Source organism: Streptomyces sp. NRRL WC-3618 (genome assembly GCF_001280005.1).
Classification (GTDB): Bacteria; Actinomycetota; Actinomycetes; order Streptomycetales; family Streptomycetaceae; genus Streptomyces.
In genome coordinates this window covers 58,511-78,407 of the sequence record NZ_LGDW01000348.1, presented here as the reverse complement: position 1 = coordinate 78,407, position 19,897 = coordinate 58,511, and the positions used below count along the sequence as shown (strand labels likewise).

The following is a 19,897-nucleotide window of genomic DNA, read 5'->3' as shown; positions in this document are numbered from 1 at the left end:
CTCATGGCTCTTCTCCCTCCATGGTGCCCCCGTTCTGCTTTCGAACAGTGCAGACGACAAAACGCGTTCCGGAGTCCCACGCTCCACGGCTCGTCCAGGACCCGGCCCGGTAGACCGACGGATCGAAGCCGTAGTCGGTCGGCGGCACGTCCTTCGCGCAGGCCGTGTCCGACATGTCCCGCGCCTTCTCGAAGGGGACACCGGCGTCCAGCCGCGTGAACCCGAGGACCTCCTCGTCGTGCGGCTCGGTACAGGCGACCAGCCGTGCCTCCCGGCCCGACGGCGACCGCAGACAGTCCCGTTTCTGCATGGAGGCCGTGTCGCTGAACGCCTGCCCCGGCTCACGGAACGGCCCGAGCGGCCCGTACACCGGGCCGTGCGCGCCGAGCAGCAGACAGGCCGTACGCCTTCCGGTCGCCTCGAACCCGCCCTCGGCCGGCACGACGGCGTACCCGCGTACGTCCGCGAGCTTCTCCCGCAGATCCCGGGTCCGCTCCTCGCACTGGGCCGGCCCCTGCTCCCGCGCCTCGGCGACGGACCCGTCGGCCACGACCGCCAGCACCTGCCCGTCCGGCGACGTGTCCCGGCAGGTCGGGTCCACGGTCAGCCGCGGCGCCCCCTTGAAGCGCGCACCGCCGGGCCAGTCGGCGATCACACAGTCGCCCACCGCCAACGGCGCGGCGAGCCCGACGGGGCCGCCGTACGGCTTCCCGACGCTCTGCTCGCCGCCGCCGGGCGGGTCGCCCAGCATGAACCAGACCCCGACACCGGCCAGCACGACTCCGATCAGGGCACCCAACGCCGCCGGGAGCAGGCGGTGGCGACGGGGAGGCGGCGGGACGGGCGGACTGAAGCCCTGCGCGGGCGTGGGGTCGGGCCCGCCCGGAGGGGAGGGCGCCTGCACAGGCCCGTACAACTGCTCCGGCGCACCCCACGGCGGAAGCGACCCCGGGTCCGTCCGGGAGCGCTCGTACGCGTGGGCCTCGGGGGTGACGATCCGGTCCAGGGCCGCTTCCGCCAGGTCCGCCGTGATCCGCAGCGCCGGATCCTTGGCGAGCATCGCCTCCAGCACCGGTCCCAGGGCGCCCGCCCGCTCCGGCTTGCGGGGTTCCTCCATGACCACGGCGGTGATCTCCGCGAGATCGGTGTCCCGTTCGAACGGCCCGACGCCCTCGACGGCGTAGTACAGCGTGCAGCCCAGCGAGAACAGGTCGGCGGCGGCGGTCGGCGGCCCGCCGGTGGCCCGCTCGGGCGCCAGATACCCCGCCGTGCCGACCAGGGTGGACGTCATCGTGTACCGGGGCTCGCCCGTCTCCGGTTGCACCGAGATGCCGTAGTCGGTGAGCAGGATCCGGGCGTACGGCGTCCCGCTGCGGTCCGGCGCCAGCAGGATGTTCGCGGGCTTCACATCCCGGTGCATGATGCCCTGCTCGTGTCCGGCGGTCAGCGCGTCCAGGACGGCGAGGCCGATCCGGGCGGCCTCGGCCGGCGCGAGGGGGCCGCGCATGCCGATCAGGTCGCGCAGGTCGAGGGCGCCCGCCACGTACTCCATGACGATCCAGGGCAGGCCCTCGTGTTCGAGTACGTCGTGCACGGTCACCACGTTCGGGTTGCCGCGCAGCACGGCCGCGTGCCGTGCCTCGGCGCGGGCCCGGGCGACCCGGGCGGTGCGCTCGTCGGAGGCCTCGGCCGGGTCGCGGAACACGATCTCCTTGAGGGCGACCTCGCAGGCGAGTCTCTGGTCGTGGGCGAGCCAGACGTGGCCCATGCCGCCGCTGCCGAGCTGGTTGAGCAGAAGGTAACGGCCGGCGATGACCCGGCCGACTCCCGAGGTGGGTGGTCCTGGGGGTGGTCCTGATGGCATCCGGTGACTCCCGCGTCTACCCGCTGGATGGGCGGTTCGTTGGCTGCCCGCCGGTGGGGGCTGGTCGAAGGGCGCGATTACGCACCCGGCGATTCCGAGGAGGCCGAAGTCGTGGTGGTCGACGGAGGCGGACTGCCTGGGTCGGGGGACGCGCTGGTCGGGTCCGGCGGTGCGCTGGGCTCGTCGCTCGACGGCGGTGGGGGTGAGGGAGGCGGAGCGGGAGGCGGTGGTGGAGGAGGTTCGGAGGAGGGTGCCTCGCTCGGGGGGTCGGTGTCGGGGGTGCTGGTGCCGGGGCCGGAGGGGGTGGGATCGGATGTCGGCGGCTCGGACGGCGGGGGCTCGGATGCCGGGGGACTGGGCTCGTCGCTGGACGGAGGCGGGGACGAGGGAGATACGGAGGGAGAGGCGGAGGGAGACGCCGAGGCACCGGTCCCGCCGGGTGACGGGCTGTCGGACCCTGGAGCCGAGCTCGCCCCCGAACCAGGCGCCGAACCCGAACCCGTACCCGACCCCGGCCAGGAGGGAGTGGCGCCGCCGCTTCCCCTTGCTCCTCCGCTGCCGTCGTCCGCCGACCCGGACTCGATGTGGACGTTCAGGGTGACGTACGAGCCGAAGGGGAGCGCGGTTCCCGGACCCGGGTGCGACCCGGTGACGGTGGCGTCCGGCGGGGGCAGCCCGGCGCTGTCGTACGCCGTCGCCAGGCCCAGGTTCGTCAGTAGGCTGCTCGCGGCGCCGAAGGTCGTTCCGGAGAAGCGCGGAACCTGATGCCGCTCGCGGGTGTCGAAGACCGTGTCGGCCTCTCCCTTGGTCCCGGTCTGCCGGTAGATGCCCCGCTCGGGTTCGTCCACGTCGACGAGCGCGAACCGGTCGACCTTGCTGGGTGCGGGGCGTACGAGCACGACCTCGTCGGCGTCGTAGTCCCGCCACTTCTTGTTGCCGTCCTCGAACTGGACGGAAATACGGTCGGTCGCACCCTTGAACGACTTCAGCGGATTTCCGCATGAACACTTCACGGCGGGAACTCCCGCCTCATCGACGAGCACCGCGATTCCCGCCTGGAGCAGTGCGTCGAAGGGGACCGCTTTTTCCCTCTTGTAGTCGTGGTTCTTCACGAGGGTGTCGTGACGCAGGAGAACGGGTGTGAGGCGGTCGAGATAGGCGGGAATCCCGCTCTGCGGAATATCGACCACACGTGCCCATTCCTGGGCCTTCCTGTTGTTGCGGGGGTCGGTGAGGAATTGCTTCAGCCGGTCGACGTCACAGACCGTCGGCTTCCTCGTGCCCCCGTACAGCCCGGGCGTACTGCCCTGCTGCAGGCTGCTGCCGTGCGCGGGCTGCGAACGGACGTGCGCGTCATGGCCCAGGCCGCTGCTCTCGTCGAAGAACGGCGCGAGGGAGGCCACCCCCGAGGCCACCGCCTTCACCACCGTCGGCGGCGACTCTCTTTCGCAACTACTGACGAAAAGAACGCACAACAGTGCGACGGACAGGTGGTGAAGCCCTAGTTTTTTGAAAGCACGCAGTGTCATACCGCTCCCCCCGGCGGATACATCACGTACATGCTACTGAATAAGAAAGTGTTTCAGGCAACGGGAATAAAAGTTGATTCAGCGCCCGCGTGCGTTCAGTGAGGCCAAATAGGCGTTGTACGCCTCGAGTTCCTTGTCGCCGTCACGGTCGGCGGCCCGGTCCTGACGCTTCGCCTGCCGCTGCTCGGAGCTGTACCACTGGAAGAGCAGCGTCAGCAGGACGAGCACGGTCGGGATCTCGCTGAACGCCCAGGCGATCCCGCCGGCCGCGTTCTGGTCGGAGAGCGCGTCGATGCCGAGCGAGGCGGGCGGATTCTTGTACGACTCGACCATCGGCGCCGACGCCATCATCAGCGCGATCCCGAAGAACGCGTGGAACGGCATGCCCGCGAACAACTCCAGCATCCGCATCAGATAGCCGGGCCGGTTCGGGCCGGGGTCGACGCCCATGATCGGCCAGAAGAAGATCAGCCCGACGGCGAGGAAGTGACACATCATCGCGACGTGCCCGGTCTTCGACTCCATCAGAAAGTCGAAGACCGGCGTGAAGTACAGGGCGTAGAGGCTGGCGATGAACAGCGGGATGGTGAACGCCGCATGCGTGATGATCCGCATGTACCGGCTGTGCAGCAGCGCGAGCAGCAGCTCACGCGGCCCCTTCCGTCCCCGGGCCGCGACCGGCAGGGCCCGCAGCGCGAGGGTGATCGGCGCACCGAGCAGGATGAGGATCGGCGAGACCATGCTGATCACCATGTGCTGCACCATGTGCACGCTGAACATGACCATGCCGTAGTCGTTGAGCCTGGTGCACATGACGAGCATGACGGTCAGCACACCGAGCACGAAGGACACGGTCCGCCCGACGGACCACGAGTCCCCACGCCGCGCGAGCCGCACAACACCCCACGCGTAGAGCCCGAGCCCCACCAGACAGGCGACCAGAAAGAACGGATCGGCGGACCACCCGAGCCCCCGCCCCAAGGTGAAGGGCAGAAGATCCATGGTCATACCGTGCCCGCTGTGCTCCATCCCCCAAGAGTAGAACCGCCCCCGGTCACGACTGGGACCGGGGGGCGGTGGAAGGTTTTTCGCCTTTAGGGGCGCGGGGCTCTGACATGTGCGGCTCCGCCGCGTGGGCGCGACCAGCCACAGCGAACCCGCACCCGACGAACAACCGTCAACGGCTAAAGCACGCACTCCGCCTCGGCGTACCGAGCCTCGGGAACGGTCTTGAGCGTCTCGACGGCTTCGGCAAGAGACACCATCACGATGTCAGTGCCCCGAAGGGCCGTCATCCGCCCGAACTCCCCCCGATGCACCGCCTCCACCGCATGCCACCCGAACCGGGTAGCCAGCACCCGGTCATAGGCCGTAGGCGTCCCACCCCGCTGCACATGCCCGAGAATCACCGGCCGCGCCTCCTTCCCGAGCCGTTCCTCCAGCTCCAGGGAGAGCTGCCGGGCGATCCCGGCGAACCGCTCATGGCCGTACACGTCCTTGCCGCCCTCGTCGAACTCCATCGAGCCCTCGCGCGGCTTCGCGCCCTCCGCGGCGACGACGATCGCGAACCGCTTCCCCGCCTCGAAGCGTTCGCCGACGCGCGCGGCCAACTCCTCGATGTCGAAGGGGCGTTCAGGTACGACGATGGCGTGGGCGCCCGCGGCCATACCGGAGTGCAGGGCGATCCAGCCGGTGTGGCGGCCCATGACCTCGACGATCAGGACGCGCTGGTGGGACTCGGCGGTCGTCTTGAGCCGGTCCAGGGCCTCCGTGGCGACCCCGACGGCCGTGTCGAAGCCGAAGGTGACGTCCGTGACCGCGATGTCGTTGTCGATGGTCTTCGGTACGCCGACTATCGGCAGGCCGTTGTCGGACAGCAGCCGGGCCGCCTTGAGGGTGCCCTCGCCGCCGATCGGGATGATCGCGTCGAGCCCGAGCTCGGCGACATGGCCCCTGGCCCGCTCCACGCCGTCCCGCAGATGCTCGGGGCGGACCCGGGAGGAGCCGAGGATGGTGCCGCCGCGAGCGAGGATGCCGCTCACCGCGTCGAGGTCGAGCTTCAGGTAGTCGCACTCCAGGAGGCCCTTCCAGCCGTCCCGGAAGCCGATCACCTCGTCACCGTGGTCCACGACGGCGCGGTGCACGACGGAACGGATGACGGCGTTCAGGCCGGGGCAGTCGCCGCCGGACGTCAGGACACCAATGCGCATCGCCCGAAATCCTTCTCCACGTGGGCCGGGACCGGACCACGCTGTCCGGCTCGATCCCCGCCACCATACCGGCGGCGGGGCCCCTGGCCGTAGCACGCGTCCGCGTACTGGACGGCCGCGCTCACCTGTGCGGATGCCCCGACAGACGGGCCGGTGACGCCGACGCGGACAGCAGGTGTACAGGTCGGCGCGGGAGTTGGGGTGCGCGCAGGTCAGGCGGGCTGCTGCTGCGCCGCCGTGATCCGCTCGCCCCGCAACGCCTCGTACCAGCGGTCGTCGGTCGGCGGCAGCGCGTTGACGTCGAGGGCCAGCTTGAGGAGCAGGTCCGCGATCAGCGGGTTACGGGCGAGCACGGGCCCGTGCATGTACGTACCGAAGACCGTGTCGTTGTACGCGCCCTCCGTGCCGTCCCCCGTGCCGTTGCCCTTGCCGAGCCGCACCTTCGCGAACGGGCGGGCGGTGGGGCCGAGGTGGGTGACGCCCTGGTGGTTCTCGAAGCCGGTCAGCGGAGGCAGGCCGAGGCGCGCGTCGATGTCCCCGAGTACGTCTCCCACGCACCGCTCGCCCTCGCCGCGCACCGAGACCACGTCGAGCAGCCCGAGGCCGGGCTCGCGCTGACCGAGGTCGTTGATGAACTCGTGGCCCAGGATCTGGTACCCGGCACACACGGAGAACACGATCGCGCCGTTGCCGACGGCCCGGTGCAGACCGCCGTCCCGGCGCAAACGTTCCGCCGCGAGCCGCTGCGGCCGGTCCTCACCGCCGCCGATCAGATAGATGTCGCCGGAGGTGGGGATCGGTTGGTCGCTGCGCACGTCGAGCCGCGCCACGTCGAGGCCGCGCTGGCGGGCCCGGCGCTCCAGGACGAGTGCGTTGCCCTGGTCGCCGTAGGTGCTGAGCAGGTCCGGGTAGATCCACACCAGACGCAGCTGGTTGTCGGCCATGAAGTGATCGTCCTTAGTGGTCGGTTGCCGGCGGTGGTCAGTTGCCGACGCGGCGGCGCAGGTCCTGGAAGGCGGTGTAGTTCGCGATGACCTCGATCCGGCCGGGCGGCGCCATCTGCACGGCCTGGTCGGCGCTGTCGCAGACCTGGAAGTGCTGGTTCGCCACCTCGAGCCGTACCGCGAGGTCCAGCTTGCGGTCGCCGATGACGAAGATCGGGTGCCCGGTGAGCTGCGTGTAGTCGACGTCCCACAGCCACGAGGTGTCGGTGCCGTCGGCGCCCCGCGCGTTCACGGAGAGGATGACCGGGGTCGGCGGCGGGTCGATCAGGGAGAACGTCTCCAGCCAGCCGGCCGGGTTCTTGGCCAGCAGCAGCCGCAGATCGCGCTGCATGAACTGCACGACGTCGTACCGTCCCGCCACTGCCTGCACCTGGTACATGCGCTCCAGACCGACCTGCGGCGGTACGCCGAACACGGCGGCGACAGCGGCGGAGGCGGCCGCGTTGGACTTGTTGGCGCGACCCGGGAGCTGGAGGTGGATCGGCCAGGCGGAGCCGTGCGGGTCGAGCACGTGGTCGCCGGACAGCGCCCAACTCGGCGTCGGACGGCGGAAGCCGCACTGGCCGCAGAACCAGTCGTCGCCGGGGCGCTGCATCACGCCACCGCAGGACGGGCAGGACCAGGCGTCGTCCTTCCACATCTGTCCGGCTGCGACCCAGATCACGTTGGGGGAGGAGGAGGCGGCCCACACGATCAGCGGGTCGTCGGCGTTGGCGACGATCACGGCCTTCGAACCGGCGAGCCCCTCACGCCAGTTCTCGGCGAGCATGCGGGTCTCGGCGGCGCGGTCGAGCTGGTCGCGGGAGAGGTTGAGCAGCGCGATGCACTTGGGGGCCGTGTCCCGGGCGACGCCGGCGAGGTACTTCTCGTCGACCTCGATGACCCCGAACTTGGCGTCCGAGCCGCCCGCGAGCGCCGAGGTGATGCCCGCGGGCATGTTGGCGCCGAGCGCGTTCGACACGACCGGTCCGGCCGCGCGCAGGGCCTCCGCGATGAGCCGCGTGGTCGTGGTCTTGCCGTTCGTCGCCGAGACGAGGATCACGTCGAGGTGCTGGGCGAGCCGGGCGAGGAGGTCGGGGTCGAGTTTGAGGGCTACCTTGCCGCCGATCACCGACCCGCTGCCGCGCCCCGCCGCACGCGATGCCGCCGCGACGGCCTTACCGGCCGTCACCGCCAGCTTGGCCCGCGGAGTGAGCGGGTCCGAGTTGCCTGCCATCAGATCTCGATCCTCCTTGCGTACGCGCCGCGCCTGTGCCTCCGGCCACGTGGTGTGGACCTCAGCCTATCGAGATCCTTTGACGGGATCCGCATCGCGGCACCACCACGGCGCCCGCGCGACATGGGTGACCGTACCCTTGCGGCCATGCGACCAGGCTCCATCCCGGGTACCCGAGGGCGCGTTCGCCCCCTGACACTGCTCGGCGACCCCGTTCTGCACACCCCCTGCGCGGAAGTCTCACACTTCGACGCCGAACTCGCCGCACTCGTCGAGGACATGTTCGCGACGATGTACGCCGCCCAGGGCGTGGGCCTCGCCGCGAACCAGATCGGCAGCGCCCTGAGGGTCTTCGTCTACGACTGCCCCGACGACGAGGACGTCCGCCACGTCGGCCATGTGGTCAACCCCCGCCTGGTCGAGGCGACCGGGCTGGTCCTCCGTGGACCCGAAGGCTGCCTGTCCCTCCCGGGCCTGGAGGCGGGCACCGAACGCCACGACGAGGCGGTGGTCGAGGGCTTCACGACAACAGGCGACCCGGTACGCATCGAGGGCACGGGCTTCTTCGCGAGATGCCTCCAACACGAGACGGACCACTTGGAGGGCAGAACGTACGCGGACCGCGTAAAGGGCTGGCGCCACAAGAGGCTCATGCGACAGGCGGCCGGCGCTTCGTGGCACCGGGCACAATAAGGGGCGCGGGGCTGTGACATTTGCGGCTCCGCCGCGGGGCGCGACAAGCCACAACGCACCCGCACCCGAAACACAACCCCTCAGAACCCCGGACCCCCGACACGGTCCCCGGCGGCAGCCAACCGCCCCCACAGCAAATCAGCCAGACTCCGCACCAACTCGGCCCGCGCGCAGGGCCGTTCACCCAACCACCAGTCCCCAGCCGCATGCATCATCCCGACTATCCCGTGCCCCCACACCCGAGCCAGCTGCTGGCTGCCGGGACCAAGATCCAGCCGATCCTCGATCACCTGGGCCAACTCCTCGCCCATCAGCCGCAGCAACGGCAACGAGTGCTTGCGCACATCGAACCCGGGATCGCCGGGTGACACTCCGTCGGCGGGGTGCATCAGGAACCGGTACACCTGAGGCCGCGCCTCGATTGCCGCGAGGTAGGTGTCCAACGTGGCCTCGACCCGTTCCCGCCGCTCCGCCGGAGCGTCCAGCGCGGCCCGCAGGGAGTTGAGCAGGGCGTCGGTGTGCCGCTTGGCCAGGGCGGCGTAAAGTCCGCCCTTGTCGCCGAAGTGGCGGTAGAGGATCGGTTTGGTGATGCCCGCCTCGGCGGCGATGGCGTTCATCGACGCGCCGGGGCCGTCGCGCAGCACCACTCGGTCCGCGGCTTCCAGCAGCTCGCGCCGGCGGCGGTCGGCGGACCGCTGCTGATCGTTCTGCTGCGTGGTGTCCATGGTTTCTCCCCACCCGTGCTGATATCGGTGACGCTTGCGCAAACTAGCACTGATCGGCTTATGCGGATCGAACGGGCTGCCGACCGTGGACGGGGAGTTGACTTTCCTACCGGCGAGTAACAGACTCTGGTTACCGTAGGTAACATGCTAGTGCAGCGATGGAGGGGTCATGGCCGAATTCACCATGGAGCTCAACGACGAACAGAGGGAGGTCCGCGACTGGCTCCACGGGTTCGCCGCTGACGTGATCCGCCCCGCCGCCGCCGAGTGGGACGAGCGCGAGGAGACTCCCTGGCCGGTCATCCAGGAGGCCGCGAAGGTCGGCATCTACTCCCTGGACTTCTACGCCCAGCAGTACTTCGACCCCACCGGCCTCGGTATCCCGATGGCCATGGAGGAACTCTTCTGGGGTGACGCGGGCATCGCCCTCTCCATCGTCGGCACCGGCCTCGCCGCCGTGGGCGTCCTCGCCAACGGCACCGAGGAGCAGATCGGTACCTGGATACCGCAGATGTACGGTGACGCGGCCGACGTCAAGGTCGCCGCCTTCTGCTCCTCCGAGCCGGACGCCGGCTCCGACGTCGCCTCCATGCGCACGCGTGCCGTGTACGACGAGGCCAAGGACGAGTGGGTCCTCAACGGTACGAAGACCTGGGCGACCAACGGCGGCATCGCCAACGTCCACGTGGTCGTGGCCGTGGTCGACGCGGACCTGGGCTCCAAGGGCCACGCCTCGTTCATCGTGCCGCCGAACACGCCCGGCCTGTCCCAGGGCCAGAAGTTCAAGAAGCACGGCATCCGCGCCTCGCACACCGCCGAGGTCGTCCTGGAGAACGTGCGCGTCCCCGGCTCCTGCCTGCTCGGCGGCAAGCAGAAGCTCGACGAGCGCCTCGCCCGGGCCCGCGAGCGCGCGAAGTCCGGCGGCGAGCGCGTGAAGAACGCGGCGATGGCCACGTTCGAGGCGAGCCGTCCCGCCGTCGCGGCGATGGCCGTGGGCACCGCCCGGGCGGCGTACGAGGTCGCCCTCGACTACGCCAAGACGCGTGAGCAGTTCGGCCGCCCGATCATCGACAACCAGGGGGTCGCCTTCCAGCTCGCCGACATGCGTACGTCCATCGACGCGGCGCGGCTGCTGACGTGGCGGGCGTCGTGGATGGCGATCAACGGGAAGCCGTTCACGGCGGCGGAGGGGTCGATGTCGAAGCTGTTCGCGAGTGAGACGGCGAAGAAGGTTACTGGGCAGGCGATTCAGATACTCGGGGGGAACGGGTACACCCGGGAGTACCCGGTCGAGCGGATGCACCGGGATGCGGCGATCTACACGATCTTTGAGGGTACGAGTGAGATCCAGCGGCTGGTGATCGCGCGGACTCTGTCGGGGATGCCGATTCGGTAGCGCCGTGGGGGGTGCGGGTTTCGGGCTGCGGGTGCGTTGTGGCTTGTCGCGCCCCGCGGCGGAGCCGCACATGTCAGAGCCCCGCGCCCTTAAACGACGGCCGGTCAGCGCACCCGCTACCCGGATGTGCTGCCGCTGCTGTGGGCGATGCAGGCCACGTCGATTCGGTCGGCCAGTTTGGCTAGTTCGATGGTGAGGGCGGCCACCGTGTCCTCGTCGAGGTCCTGGCCGGCCTCCACGAGATGCAGCCAGCGGCCGCCGACCGTGCGCAGCAGTTTGCTGACGTCGGAGGCGGCAACCTGCAACGTGCCGCGGTCGTCGACGATCAGAGGCAGAGTCACTTCGCGGTTCACAGGGGCGATCGTAACCGCGGAACGCTCACGCTCCGTGCCATACCGTGGTGATGTTGCAGAACTCGCGGATTCCGTGTCCCGACAGCTCACGCCCGTATCCGGACCGCTTGACCCCACCGAACGGGAACGCCGGGTGTGACGCGGTCATCCCGTTGACGAACACGCCGCCCGCCTCCAGGTCCCGCACGAGACGGTCCACCTCGGCCTCGTCACGGGTCCACACGTTCGAACTGAGGCCGAAAGGCGTGTCGTTGGCGATCGCCAACGCCTCCTCGAGATCGGCGGCGCGATACAGCGTCGCGACCGGGCCGAACGTCTCCTCCTGGTGAATGCGCATCTCGCTTGTGACGTCGGCGAGGACCGTCGGCGCGTAGTACCAGCCGCGGTCCATGAACCCCTCGGGACGTTCGCCACCGCACAGAATCGTCGCGCCGCTCTCCACCGCCTCGTCCACCAGCGCCTCCAGATCCTCGCGCCCTCGTTCACTGGAGAGCGGCCCGACCTCCGTGTCCTCGGCCAGCGGATCGCCGACCTTCAGCGCGGCCATGGCTGTCGAGAAGCGTTCCGCGAACGCGTCGAAGACGTCCGTGTGCACGATGAACCGCTTGGCGGCGATGCACGACTGCCCGTTGTTCTGCACACGCGCAGTCACCGCGACCTGCGCGGCCCGTTCGACATCGGCGGACGCCAGGACGATGTAGGGGTCGCTGCCGCCGAGCTCCAGCACCGTCCGCTTGACCTCGTCCCCGGCGACGGACGCCACCGCGCGTCCGGCGGGCTCGCTGCCGGTGAGCGTGGCCGCCCGCACCCGGGGGTCGCGCAGGATGTCCTCGACGGCGCCCGACCCGATCAGCAGCGTCTGGAAGCAGCCCTCGGGGTAGCCCGCCCTGCGGAACAGGTCCTCCAGATAGAGGGCGGTCTGCGGCACGTTCGAGGCGTGCTTGAGCAGGCCCACGTTGCCCGCCATCAGCGCCGGCGCGGCGAAGCGGATCACCTGCCAGAGCGGGAAGTTCCACGGCATCACCGCGAGCACGGGGCCGAGCGGACGGTAACGGACCACGGCACGGGAGCCCCCGGAGTCCTTGACGTCGGCAGCGGAGGGTTCCTCGTCGGCGAGAAGCTCCTCGGCGTGCTCGGCGTACCAGCGCATCGCCTTCGCGCACTTCGCGGCCTCCGCGCGGGCCTGCGCGATCGGCTTGCCCATCTCCAGCGTCATGGTGCGGGCGATGTCGTCCCGGTCCTCGTCGAGCAGCCCGGCGGCCCGGCCCAGCAGCCGGGCGCGCTCGGCGAAACCGGTCGTGCGGTACGTACGGAACGCGGCGTCGGCGGTCGCGAGCCTGCGCTCGATCTCCTCGCCGTGCATCGCCTCGTACGTTTTGAGCGTCTCGCCGTTCGCCGGGTTCACCGTCGCGATGGGCATACCGTGCCTCCTGCTCGAGGTTGCTCGAGGGCTGTCCCTCGACCTTCCCGCGCGTCGATGGCCCCCGCAACGCGTACGACGCCGACCACCGGCGCGGTCTCAGCGCTCCGAGTGCTCCGTCAGCCGGTCCAGAAACCCGCCCTGCGTCTTCACGATCACCGCCCGCGCCGCATCGAGCCCGAACCACCGCACCCGGTCCAGCTCGGGAAACTCCCGCTCCTGCCCCGATCCCCGGGGCCACTCCATCCGGAACGTGCCCGGCACCACGGCCGCCGGATCGAGGTCCGCCTCGACCGCCCACGCCGTGACGACCTTCCCGCCGGCCTGCCGGACCTCACCGAGCGGCACGGCCTCGCCCTCGGGCGGCGCCAGCCCCAGTTCCTCCCGGAACTCGCGGCGCGCCGCGTCCCAGGCCGTCTCCCCGTCCGGGTGCTCACCCTTGGGAATGGTCCAGGCCCCGGCCTCGCGACCGGCGAAGAAGGGCCCGCCCATGTGCCCGAGCAGCACCTCCAGACCGTCGGTCTCCCGACCGGGCGCGGCCCGCCGGAACAGCAGCAGACCGGCGCTGCGCCGCAGCCTCGCTGTCGCCCTCTTGGTCACGGGGCCACCTCCGGGTGCGCGGCCAGCAGGGTCTGTACGGTGTCCGCCTCTTCCGGCGTCTTGTCCTCGCGGTAGCGGACGACGCGGGCGAAGCGGAGGGTGACGCCGGCCGGATAGCGGGTGGAGCGCTGCAGGCCGTCGTAGGCGATCTCGACGACCAGTTCGGGCCGTACGGTCACCACCCAGCCGTCGTCCGACACGGCCAGCGCCTGGAGCCGTTCGGTCTGCCAGGTCAGCATCGCGTCGGTCATGCCCTTGAAGGTCTTGCCGAGCATGGCGAAGGACCCGTCGGGGTTGCGGGCCCCGAGGTGGAGGTTCGACAGCTTGCCGGTACGGCGTCCATGGCCCCACTCGGCCGCCAGCACCACCAGATCGAGCGTGTGTACGGGCTTGACCTTCAGCCAGGCCGCACCGCGCCGGCCCGCGCTGTAGGGGGCGTCGAGGGCCTTGACCACGACGCCCTCGTGGCCGCGCGCGAGGGTGTCGGCGAGGAACTCCTCGGCGGCGGGCAGGTCGGCGGGGCCGCCGACGAGCAGACGCCGTACGCGCATCGGCTCGGGGACCAGACGGGCCAGAGCGGTGTGCCGTTCGGCGAAGGGCAGGTCGAGGAGGTCGTGGCCGTCGACCGACAGGGCGTCGAAGAAGACGGGGGAGACGGGGACGTCCCGGGCGGCCGTTTCCACGTCCACGCGTGAGCCGACGCGCCCGGCGGTCTCCTGGAAGGACCGCGGGCGGCCGGCCGTGTCGAAGGCGATGACCTCGCCGTCCAGGATGAACCGCTCGCCTCTCAACGTCCGTGCGGCCGTGGTCAGTTCGGGCAGTCTGTCGGTGATGTCGTCGAGAGTGCGGGTGTAGAGCCGTACGTCGTCGCCGTCCCGGTGGACCTGGACCCGGATGCCGTCCAGTTTCTCCTCGACGGCACAGGCCCCGAGCTTCTCGACGGCCTCCGCGACCGAGGTGGCGCTGTGCGCGAGCATTGGCAGGACGGGCCGGCCCACGGTGAGCCGGAAACGGGCGAGGGCCGTGGGTCCGTCGGCGAGCAGGGCCTGCGCGACGGGCTGGATCGATCCGGCGAGCATCACCGCCCGCCGTACGTCCGCCGGCGGGGCCTCGGTGGCCGCCGCGAGCCCTTCCACGGCGACCGCGTCCAGGGCGCCCTGCCGTACCTCACCGGTGATCAGCGCGAACAGGAACCGCTGCTCGTCCGCGGTGGCGGCTGCCAGCAACTCGCCCACCAGGCGCCCCCGTTCGGCCTGCGAGCCCGCTCCGGTGACCGCGCCGATCGCGGTGAGCCGGGCGTCGACGTCGAGGACGGTGAGGGAGGGTTCGGCGGCGGGGGGAACCTGCTGGTCCAGCACCTTCCAGCCGATACCGAGCCGGCCCTGCGGCAGCCGCCCGGCGAGATAAGGGATGACGATCGGAACGTCTTCCGGGCCGGCGTCCCGGAACAGCTCGGCCAGCAGGGCGATCTTGTGCGACCGGGCGGAGGTGGCGGCGACCTCCTGGGACACGTGGGCGAGCCTGCTCAGCAGCATGCAGCCATGGTGCAACGGGGGTGGCGGATGCACATCCGGGCGGGCATCGGTGCCCCGCCCCGGCGGCCGGTGCTCAGGCCGCCGGGGCGGGATGGCGACTCCCTCGTGCGACTGACTACCTGGTGCGACTACCTGGTGCGACTTCCTGGTGCGACTTCCTGGTGGGAGAGCACGTTGCCGTTGACGCAGTGGTTCACGGTGTCACCCATCCAAGCGCCGCATACAGGGACGACGGCCAGTTCCTGGACGCCTCACGCGCCCGGCGGCACCTCCGCGAACACCAGGTCCGCCACGATCGCCGCGGCCGCGCGGTAGCCGCCACTCGCCGCGTGGATCACCTGCTCGGCGAAGCCGATCGCGTTCCCCGCCGCCCAGACACCCGGCACGGTCGTCAGGCCTGTCGCGTCCACCTTGGGGTACGTGCCGAACGGGGTTTCCGTCAGTTCCGCGCCCAGGGTCTCGAACAGGGCGTTGCGCGGAACGGCCCGGGGTGCGACGAACACCGTCTCGCGGGCGTGCGTCGTGCCGTTCCTGAGGCGTACGCCGGTGACCCGGCCGGCGTCCGTCGTCAGGCGCTCGACCTCGCCGGGGACGACCGTCACCCCTGCCCTCGCGAGCCCGCGCAGGGCCTCGTCGGTGAGTTCGTCCTCCGTGACCGTGTGCAGGAACAGGGTCACGTCCTTCGACCACCGGGCGACCAGCATCGCCTGGTGCACGCCGGCCGAGGTCGAGGCCAGCACGCCGAACGCCCGGTCCCGCACCTCCCAGCCGTGGCAGAACGGACAGTGCAGCACGTCCCGCCCGAAATGCTCGGCGACGCCAGGTACGGCGGGGAGTTCGTCCCGCAGCCCCGTCGCGACGACGAGCCGTCGGGCACGTACGGTCCGGTCCCCGTCGGCCAGCGTCAGCGTGAAGTCCTCGCCCTTGGCGACGTCCATCACCCTGCCCGCGACCAGCTCCACCCCGTACCGCGCGATCTCCTCGCGCCCCACCGCCAGGAACTCGGCCGGTGGCATGCCGTCGCGGGACAGATAGCCCTGCATGTGCGCCGCCGGAGCGTTGCGCGGCTCGCCCGCGTCGACGACCAGCGTGCGGCAACGGGCCCGGCCGAGGACCAGCGCCGCCGACAGCCCGGCCGCACCGCCTCCGATGACGACGACCTCGTATGCGTCGGCCTCGTACTGCTCGGTCATGGTGACCACCTCCACCGCGAGCGTCACGCCGGTGCTGCCGTATTGACAAACCTCTTTGCCGAAACTGCAATGACGGCATGGACGACACGAACGACACGAACGACGGCCTCGCCACCGACCAGGTTCTTGCCGACGTGGGGCCCCGGCTGCGGCGGATCCGCAAGGAGCGGGGGGCGACGCTCGCGGGGCTGTCGGCCACCACCGGGATCTCCGTCAGTACGCTGTCGCGGCTGGAGTCGGGACTGCGGCGCCCCAGTCTGGAGCTGCTGCTGCCCATCGCGCGGGCGCACCGGGTGGCTCTCGACGAGCTGGTCGGCGCCCCGCCGGTCGACGACCCCCGGGTGCGGGCAAAGCCGATCGTGCGGCACGGGCGGACGTATCTCCCGCTCACCCGGCAGCCGGGCGGCCTCCAGGCGTTCAAGGTGATCCTGCCGGAGAGCAATCAGGAGCCGGACCCGCGTACGCACGAGGGGTACGAGTGGGTGTACGTGCTGGCGGGGCGGCTGCGGCTCGTGCTCGGCGAGCACGACGTGGTGCTCGGGCCGGGGGAGGCCGCCGAGTTCGACACCCGCGTGCCGCACTGGTTCGGGGCGACCGGGGAGGGCCCCGCGGAGTTCCTCAGCCTGTTCGGGCCGCAGGGGGAGCGGATGCACGTACGGGCGCGCCCCGCCCGTGCGAGAGGCGAGCAGGCGTGACGTACGTGACGGGAGCGGACCTGCCCTCGACGGTTCCCTGATCTGCAAGCGACCGCTTAGTATGCGGTCGAGTCCGGTCAGGCGAACAAGCGAACGCAGTCCCGTTGGAGGCCCCCCATGCAGGCATGGCAAGTGCACCGGAACGGTGAGCCGGGCGAGGTGATGGCTCTCGGTGACGTGGAGCGGCCGGTGCCCGGCGAGGGCCAGGTGCTGCTGAAGGTGCGTGCCGCGACCATCAACTTCCCGGACGTGCTGATGTGCCGTGGGGAGTACCAGGTCAGGCCGCCGTTGCCGTTCACTCCCGGGGTGGAGATCTGCGGCGAGACCGAGGACGGCCGCCGGGTGATCGGGAACCCCGCGCTGCCGTACGGCGGTTTCGCCGAGTACGTCGTCGCGGACTCCCGCGGGCTGTTCCCGGCCCCCGAGTCGCTGGACGACGCCGAGGCCGCCGCCCTCCTCATCGGCTACCAGACAGGCTGGTTCGGACTGCACCGGCGGGCCGCCCTGGAAGCGGGCGAGACACTGCTCGTGCACGCCGCCGCGGGCGGGGTCGGCAGCGCGGCCGTACAGCTCGGGAAGGCTGCCGGGGCCACCGTCATCGGCGTCGTCGGCGGAGCCGAGAAGGTGTCCGTGGCACGGGAGTTGGGCTGCGACATCGTCATCGACCGGCGTACGGAGAACGTCGTCGGCGCGGTGAAGGAGGCCACCGGCGGACGCGGTGTCGACGTGGTCTACGACCCCGTCGGCGGGGAGGCCTACACCCAGTCCACCAAGGTCGTCGCCTTCGAGGGGCGGATCGTGGTCGTCGGGTTCGCGAGCGGGGCCATTCCCAGCCCTGCCCTCAACCACGCCCTCGTGAAGAACTACTCGATCCTCGGACTGCACTGGGGCCTGTACAACACCAAGAACCCCAAGCTGGTCCAGCACTGCCACGAGCAGCTCACCGAGCTGGCCGCCCGGGGCGCCATCACGCCGCTGGTGAGCGAGCGCGTGCCGCTGAGCGGTGCCTCGGCCGCCGTGCAGCGCGTCGCCGACGGCGTCACCACCGGCCGGGTCGCCGTGCTGCCGTCGCTGGAGAACGGAGCCGCCGCATGACCGACGCCGCTGAACTCACCCGCCGGACACGGGAGTTGCTGGCTGCGAAGCCGCCTGCCAGTACCGACCGGATCGACTTTCTCAAGGCCCGCTTCGACGCCGGGCTCGCCTGGGTGCACTACCCGGAAGGGCTGGGCGGGCTCGGTGCGCCACGCGCCCTCCAGGCCGTCGTGGACGCCGAGTTGGAGGCCGCGGGGGCTCCCGACAACGACCCCCGGCGCATCGGTATCGGCCTGGGCATGGCCGCCCCGACCATCCTCCGCTACGGCACGGAGGAGCAGAAGCGGCGGTTCCTGCGGCCGTTGTGGGTGGGGGAGGAGGTCTGGTGCCAGCTGTTCTCCGAGCCGGGGGCCGGCTCCGACCTCGCCGCGCTGGGCACTCGGGCCGTGCGGTCCGATGGGGGCCCCTCCCGCTCGAGCGAAGCCCAGAGTGGGGGAGACTGGATCGTCAACGGGCAGAAGGTGTGGACGTCCAGCGCCCATCTCGCCCGCTGGGCCATCCTCATCGCCCGCACCGACCCGGAGGTGCCCAAGCACAAGGGCATCACCTACTTCGTCTGCGACATGACCGACCCGGGCGTCGACGTGCGGCCGCTGCGGCAGGTCACCGGCGAGGCCGAGTTCAACGAGGTGTTCCTGACCGACGTCCGTATCCCGGACGCCCATCGCCTCGGTGAGGTCGGTGACGGCTGGCGGGTCGCGCAGACCACGCTGAACAACGAACGCGTGGCCATCGGCGGAATGCGGCTGCCCCGCGAGGGCGGCATGATCGGCCCGGTCACGAAGACCTGGCGCGAGCGCCCGGAGCTGCGCACCCCCGACCTGCATCAACGCCTGCTCAAGCTGTGGGTCGAGGCCGAGGTCGCCCGGCTGGCGGGGGAGCGGCTGCGCCAGCAGCTCGTCGTCGGCCAGCCCGGTCCCGAGGGCGCGGGCATGAAGCTCTCCTTCGCCCGCCTCAACCAGGAGATCAGCGGCTTGGAGGTCGAACTCCTCGGCGAGGAAGGCCTGTTGTACGAGGACTGGACCATGCGCAGGCCCGAACTGGTCGACTTCGTCGGCCGCGACGCCGGGTACCGCTACCTCCGCTCCAAGGGCAACAGCATCGAGGGCGGGACCAGCGAGGTCCTGCTGAACATCGTCGCCGAACGCGTCCTGGGCCTGCCCAGCGAACCGCGCACCGACAAGGACGTCGCCTGGAAGGACCTCGCCCGATGAGCACGCAGCCCGACCTGTTGTACTCGGAGGAGGAGGACGCCCTCCGCGCGGCCGTCCGCGACCTGCTGGCCGACCACTGCGACGCGGCCGGTGTGATCGCGCGCGTCGAGTCGGACACCCCGCACGACATCCCGCTCTGGAAGGCCCTCGCCGGGGGAATGGGCCTCGCCGGCCTGCTCGTCCCCGAGGAACTGGACGGTCAGGGCGCCACCCACCGGGAAGTCGCCGTCGTGCTGGAGGAGTTGGGGCGTGCGGTCGCCCCCGTCCCGTATCTGACCAGTGCCGTCGTCGCCACCGAGGCGCTGCTGGAGTGCGGGACCGAGGACCTGCTGTCCCAGCTGGCGTCCGCGACGACGATCGGCGCCCTCGCGGTCTCGCTGAGCGTTCCCGCCGGCAGTGCCTACAAGGTCGTACGGTTCGAGGACGGCGGCCTGCATGGGGAGTTGACCGGCATCGCGGACGCGGCCGTCGCCGATGTGCTGCTGGTGCCCGCCGACGACGGCGGCCTGTACGCGGTGGACGCCGCCGCGGCCACCGTCACCCCGCAGGTCTCCCTCGACCTCACCCGGCCGGTCGCCACGGTCACCCTCGACGGAGCGCCGGCCCGGCTGCTGGGCGACGCCGAACCCGCCGTACGCCGGGCCCTGCGGGCCGGGGCCGGACTGCTCGCCTCCGAGCAACTCGGCCTCGCCGAGTGGACGTTGACCGAGACGGTCCGTTATCTCAAGGAGCGCACGCAGTTCAACCGGCCCGTCGGCGGCTTCCAGGCGCTCAAGCACCGGCTCGCCCAGCTGTGGCTGGAGGTCGTCAGCCTGCGGGCCGCCGCCCGCAACGCGGCCGACGCCCTGGCGAACGGAGTCGACGCCGATGTGGCGGTCGCCGTCGCCCAGGCCTACGCGGCCCCCGTCGCCGTCCGCACGGCCGAGGAGGCGCTGCAACTGCACGGCGGGATCGGGATGACCTGGGAGCACCCGGTCCACCTGTACCTGAAGCGGGCGAAGGCCGACTCCCTCGCGTACGGCACGGCGGGCGCCCACCGGGAGGCGCTGGCCGACCTGGTCGACCTGCGCGCCCCCTGACGTACACCTGGAGAAGCGCGGTGAAAGCCCGCCCCAACCGGGGCGGGCTTTCCCGTGCTGGTACGGCCGGCCAAGT

The 19,897-nt window shown here is 70.9% G+C and carries 18 protein-coding genes; 6 read left to right on the top strand and 12 right to left on the bottom strand.

The annotated features are described in order from the left end of the window. Position 1: 1 nt before the first annotated feature. The 6 genes from ADL01_RS25670 to ADL01_RS25645 all read right to left on the bottom strand — a co-directional run bounded on the left by ADL01_RS25670 (position 2) and on the right by ADL01_RS25645 (position 7,823). A complete protein-coding gene (locus tag ADL01_RS25670) occupies positions 2-1,864 on the bottom strand; it encodes a serine/threonine-protein kinase (RefSeq protein ID WP_053744377.1) in 1,863 nt (620 codons plus the stop codon). 77 nt (positions 1,865-1,941) lie between these two features. Further along, positions 1,942-3,291, bottom strand: coding sequence for a PASTA domain-containing protein (locus ADL01_RS47305; RefSeq protein ID WP_267889940.1), 1,350 nt, complete (start codon positions 3,289-3,291; stop codon positions 1,942-1,944). Positions 3,292-3,471: 180 nt separating this feature from the next. Continuing rightward, on the bottom strand, positions 3,472-4,422 hold the full coding sequence (locus ADL01_RS25660) for a cytochrome c oxidase assembly protein (protein WP_053744375.1): 951 nt from the start codon (positions 4,420-4,422) through the stop codon (positions 3,472-3,474). 155 nt (positions 4,423-4,577) lie between these two features. Beyond that, positions 4,578-5,603 carry a 6-phosphofructokinase gene (locus tag ADL01_RS25655; protein ID WP_053744374.1) on the bottom strand — a complete coding sequence of 342 codons (1,026 nt, stop codon included), beginning with the start codon at positions 5,601-5,603 and terminating at the stop codon, positions 4,578-4,580. Positions 5,604-5,815: 212 nt separating this feature from the next. After that, complete coding sequence (locus ADL01_RS25650; protein WP_053744373.1) at positions 5,816-6,547, bottom strand: type 1 glutamine amidotransferase; 732 nt, start codon at positions 6,545-6,547, stop codon at positions 5,816-5,818. A 37-nt stretch (positions 6,548-6,584) separates the two neighbouring features. Further along, positions 6,585-7,823: a MurT ligase domain-containing protein gene (locus tag ADL01_RS25645; RefSeq protein ID WP_053744372.1), complete on the bottom strand. Its 1,239-nt coding sequence runs from the start codon at positions 7,821-7,823 to the stop codon at positions 6,585-6,587. Positions 7,824-7,970: 147 nt separating this feature from the next. Here ADL01_RS25645 and def point away from each other — a divergent pair, with 147 nt between their 5' ends. Continuing rightward, positions 7,971-8,516, top strand: coding sequence for a peptide deformylase (gene def, locus ADL01_RS25640; RefSeq protein WP_199834925.1), 546 nt, complete (start codon positions 7,971-7,973; stop codon positions 8,514-8,516). Positions 8,517-8,596: 80 nt separating this feature from the next. On the opposite strand, the gene ADL01_RS25635 is transcribed toward def, so the two are convergent. After that, the gene (locus ADL01_RS25635; RefSeq protein ID WP_053744370.1) at positions 8,597-9,241 is read right to left on the bottom strand and encodes a TetR family transcriptional regulator; all 645 of its coding nucleotides are present in this window, start codon (positions 9,239-9,241) and stop codon (positions 8,597-8,599) included. 169 nt (positions 9,242-9,410) lie between these two features. Between ADL01_RS25635 and ADL01_RS25630 the strand changes: the two genes are divergently transcribed. Continuing rightward, a complete protein-coding gene (locus ADL01_RS25630) occupies positions 9,411-10,637 on the top strand; it encodes an acyl-CoA dehydrogenase family protein (protein WP_053744369.1) in 1,227 nt (408 codons plus the stop codon). 116 nt (positions 10,638-10,753) lie between these two features. On the opposite strand, the gene ADL01_RS25625 is transcribed toward ADL01_RS25630, so the two are convergent. From ADL01_RS25625 to ADL01_RS25605, 5 genes are all read right to left on the bottom strand, one after another. Beyond that, positions 10,754-10,990, bottom strand: a complete 237-nt coding sequence (locus tag ADL01_RS25625) for a DUF6213 family protein (RefSeq protein ID WP_053744368.1) — start codon at positions 10,988-10,990, stop codon at positions 10,754-10,756. Between the two features lie 25 nt (positions 10,991-11,015). Then, positions 11,016-12,410, bottom strand: coding sequence for an NADP-dependent succinic semialdehyde dehydrogenase (locus tag ADL01_RS25620; RefSeq protein WP_053744367.1), 1,395 nt, complete (start codon positions 12,408-12,410; stop codon positions 11,016-11,018). A gap of 99 nt (positions 12,411-12,509) precedes the next feature. After that, positions 12,510-12,986, bottom strand: a complete 477-nt coding sequence (locus ADL01_RS25615) for an NUDIX domain-containing protein (protein ID WP_053744438.1) — start codon at positions 12,984-12,986, stop codon at positions 12,510-12,512. A 20-nt stretch (positions 12,987-13,006) separates the two neighbouring features. Next, on the bottom strand, positions 13,007-14,545 hold the full coding sequence (locus ADL01_RS25610; RefSeq protein WP_053744366.1) for an ATP-dependent DNA ligase: 1,539 nt from the start codon (positions 14,543-14,545) through the stop codon (positions 13,007-13,009). A 251-nt stretch (positions 14,546-14,796) separates the two neighbouring features. Then, positions 14,797-15,738, bottom strand: coding sequence for an NAD(P)/FAD-dependent oxidoreductase (locus ADL01_RS25605; protein WP_234354792.1), 942 nt, complete (start codon positions 15,736-15,738; stop codon positions 14,797-14,799). 77 nt (positions 15,739-15,815) lie between these two features. Between ADL01_RS25605 and ADL01_RS25600 the strand changes: the two genes are divergently transcribed. From ADL01_RS25600 to ADL01_RS25585, 4 genes are all read left to right on the top strand, one after another. Beyond that, positions 15,816-16,433: a helix-turn-helix domain-containing protein gene (locus ADL01_RS25600; RefSeq protein ID WP_053744365.1), complete on the top strand. Its 618-nt coding sequence runs from the start codon at positions 15,816-15,818 to the stop codon at positions 16,431-16,433. A gap of 117 nt (positions 16,434-16,550) precedes the next feature. Beyond that, positions 16,551-17,528, top strand: coding sequence for an NADPH:quinone oxidoreductase family protein (locus ADL01_RS25595; protein WP_053744364.1), 978 nt, complete (start codon positions 16,551-16,553; stop codon positions 17,526-17,528). Then, entirely contained in the window at positions 17,525-18,742 is a 1,218-nt protein-coding gene (locus ADL01_RS25590) for an acyl-CoA dehydrogenase family protein (protein ID WP_053744363.1), read from the top strand. The genes ADL01_RS25595 and ADL01_RS25590 overlap by 4 nt, the downstream gene beginning before the upstream one ends. Continuing rightward, entirely contained in the window at positions 18,739-19,821 is a 1,083-nt protein-coding gene (locus ADL01_RS25585) for an acyl-CoA dehydrogenase family protein (protein ID WP_053744362.1), read from the top strand. Before ADL01_RS25590 ends, ADL01_RS25585 begins: the two co-directional genes overlap by 4 nt. Positions 19,822-19,897 lie beyond the last annotated feature (76 nt).

What these genes read in the sequence shown, in the direction of transcription:
- ADL01_RS25670 (WP_053744377.1), bottom strand. Translation starts at nt 1,864, where the DNA reads ATGCCATCAGGACCACCCCCAGGACCACCCACCTCGGGAGTCGGCCGG.
- ADL01_RS25660 (WP_053744375.1), bottom strand. Translation starts at nt 4,422, where the DNA reads ATGGAGCACAGCGGGCACGGTATGACCATGGATCTTCTGCCCTTCACC.
- ADL01_RS25655 (WP_053744374.1), bottom strand. Translation starts at nt 5,603, where the DNA reads ATGCGCATTGGTGTCCTGACGTCCGGCGGCGACTGCCCCGGCCTGAAC.
- ADL01_RS25650 (WP_053744373.1), bottom strand. Translation starts at nt 6,547, where the DNA reads ATGGCCGACAACCAGCTGCGTCTGGTGTGGATCTACCCGGACCTGCTC.
- ADL01_RS25645 (WP_053744372.1), bottom strand. Translation starts at nt 7,823, where the DNA reads ATGGCAGGCAACTCGGACCCGCTCACTCCGCGGGCCAAGCTGGCGGTG.
- def (WP_199834925.1), top strand. Translation starts at nt 7,971, where the DNA reads ATGCGACCAGGCTCCATCCCGGGTACCCGAGGGCGCGTTCGCCCCCTG.
- ADL01_RS25635 (WP_053744370.1), bottom strand. Translation starts at nt 9,241, where the DNA reads ATGGACACCACGCAGCAGAACGATCAGCAGCGGTCCGCCGACCGCCGC.
- ADL01_RS25630 (WP_053744369.1), top strand. Translation starts at nt 9,411, where the DNA reads ATGGCCGAATTCACCATGGAGCTCAACGACGAACAGAGGGAGGTCCGC.
- ADL01_RS25620 (WP_053744367.1), bottom strand. Translation starts at nt 12,410, where the DNA reads ATGCCCATCGCGACGGTGAACCCGGCGAACGGCGAGACGCTCAAAACG.
- ADL01_RS25610 (WP_053744366.1), bottom strand. Translation starts at nt 14,545, where the DNA reads ATGCTGCTGAGCAGGCTCGCCCACGTGTCCCAGGAGGTCGCCGCCACC.
- ADL01_RS25605 (WP_234354792.1), bottom strand. Translation starts at nt 15,738, where the DNA reads ATGACCGAGCAGTACGAGGCCGACGCATACGAGGTCGTCGTCATCGGA.
- ADL01_RS25600 (WP_053744365.1), top strand. Translation starts at nt 15,816, where the DNA reads ATGGACGACACGAACGACACGAACGACGGCCTCGCCACCGACCAGGTT.
- ADL01_RS25595 (WP_053744364.1), top strand. Translation starts at nt 16,551, where the DNA reads ATGCAGGCATGGCAAGTGCACCGGAACGGTGAGCCGGGCGAGGTGATG.
- ADL01_RS25590 (WP_053744363.1), top strand. Translation starts at nt 17,525, where the DNA reads ATGACCGACGCCGCTGAACTCACCCGCCGGACACGGGAGTTGCTGGCT.
- ADL01_RS25585 (WP_053744362.1), top strand. Translation starts at nt 18,739, where the DNA reads ATGAGCACGCAGCCCGACCTGTTGTACTCGGAGGAGGAGGACGCCCTC.